Consider the following 1,629-nt stretch of genomic DNA (forward strand, 5'->3'; position numbering starts at 1 on the left):
AGTCCTGTGGTAAGAGCTATTGAAGTAATAATACTTATCCGCAGGAAACGGTTTACGAATCCGGAAAGTGGCATATCTATAGCGCCACGGATGATAAGCCATCCGTAGATGATGAAAGCGATAGTGATTCCAATTGAAACGAAGGGTGTAATTGTAACAATTGCTTTTGAGGAAACATCCGTGACATATGTTTTTGTTATCTGATCAATTTTATTGAAAAGTTGCGTGAAAACTGTAAAGTTCATGGAATTCCTCTTTAACGAATTTTCAATTTTTTATCACTTTGGAACATAGATACATGCTAAACGCCTCATTTTCATTTATACATTACCTAAGTGTTTTCAGCATGATATCTTGGCTTTGATAAAATCTTTGTGCTTCTCTTAATTGTTCAGAGAGTACTGAACCTTCTACATTGGTTTTTGTTTTCATGAAAAAAGCAAATGTTGTAAAAAGCTTTATTGGTTAGACCTTATTATAGGCATATTTTTGTAGTTAGAGGCTACAATTTTTCTGTACAATTTACGTTTTTGTATTTCGATAAGAGTCTCTTCGTCATCGCTTAAATTTCTGACCATTTGTAGCTTTGTATATTCATTTTGGATCATGGCTGACATGGTCTTGATGCGTGTTTGCAGTTCGAAAACTTCTTTGAGATCTTTTGTTTTATTTATCTTATCTAAGAAATCGTCCATTTGTTTAAAGCGGTTCTCTGCGTCTTGAAAAGTTTGAAAACTTACAGCTTTTTCGACAATTCCACTATATTTAAGACGCGTATTAATTATTTCGCGCATTTTATAATACGGCAACTTCTGGAAGCCGTACCTTTTCTCTTCGAGAATAATCTCATTAAATCTTTTTTTAAATTCCCCAGTAGCTATGGCTTGGTAGTTTGTCTGTGTTTTTGGGTAGATAGAAGGCAAATCTTGTATGAAAGAATTCTTGTTTTCTCCTATTGTTGGTTTTTGTATCCTATTTCCTGTTATAGACTGATGAATTTTTTTCGCGTTTTCGATCTGGTTTTCGTTTGTTTTAATTTGTTGTTCTAACAACTTAATAATTTCCAGATATTCTGCTTTTGAAAAAGGACTTTTAACAGTTGAACCTTGAGTCCCAGAACCCCAACTAAAGTTAGACGTTAGAGTTAAATTTATCATCCCCAAAAGGGTAATCATTCCTGTTATAATAAATCGCTTTTTCATCTGTCTCCTCGCTTAATTTCGGCAGGGATTGTTTTATTAATAGGCACACGGTTTCTATCATTGGGCTGTTTTAGCTTTGGTGCTAATGCACAAGCCGATAAAATGTTTGCAATCAAAATTACAAGTATGATTGACTTCATTTTGACATGACTCTTTTTACTGTTATACACATTCTGATATTTGTTGTCATTATTATAATTTTGACACTAAAGTAAAGTGTATAGTTTGCGATAATTTATCTTTTCTTAATTTCATTTTTTAATTTATGAAAATAGCTCAATTTCAGTGCGAATATTTTTTACTTTAGGATTGGATATCTTAGTTATTTTGTCATATGGATATTAAGGGCGTCTGTTACGGGAACCATTGCTTTTTATCTCAGCTAGTTTTTATGTCTCCATAGATGTCCGAATGTAATGCCTTTTGC

The 1,629-nt window shown here is 32.9% G+C and carries 3 protein-coding genes; all 3 read right to left on the reverse strand.

The window, feature by feature from the left end; all coding sequences use genetic code 11:
* Positions 1 to 245 (reverse strand): type IV secretion system protein (locus ACFINI_RS09845; protein ID WP_375612561.1); only part of this gene is annotated, 245 nt, incomplete at its 3' end.
* 213 nt (positions 246 to 458) lie between these two features.
* Complete coding sequence (locus ACFINI_RS09850; protein ID WP_375612679.1) at positions 459 to 1,202, reverse strand: type IV secretion system protein; 744 nt, start codon at positions 1,200 to 1,202, stop codon at positions 459 to 461.
* Complete coding sequence (locus ACFINI_RS09855; RefSeq protein WP_273791745.1) at positions 1,199 to 1,342, reverse strand: TrwH protein; 144 nt, start codon at positions 1,340 to 1,342, stop codon at positions 1,199 to 1,201. Before ACFINI_RS09855 ends, ACFINI_RS09850 begins: the two co-directional genes overlap by 4 nt.
* Between the last annotated feature and the right edge of the window lie 287 nt (positions 1,343 to 1,629).

This window comes from Bartonella sp. AA56HLJMS (assembly GCF_042197145.1).
Lineage (GTDB): Bacteria > Pseudomonadota > Alphaproteobacteria > Rhizobiales > Rhizobiaceae > Bartonella.

Bases quoted from the DNA above. Each gene is read 5' to 3' on its own strand.
- ACFINI_RS09850 (WP_375612679.1), bottom strand. From the start codon at position 1,202: ATGAAAAAGCGATTTATTATAACAGGAATGATTACCCTTTTGGGGATG.
- ACFINI_RS09855 (WP_273791745.1), bottom strand. From the start codon at position 1,342: ATGAAGTCAATCATACTTGTAATTTTGATTGCAAACATTTTATCGGCT.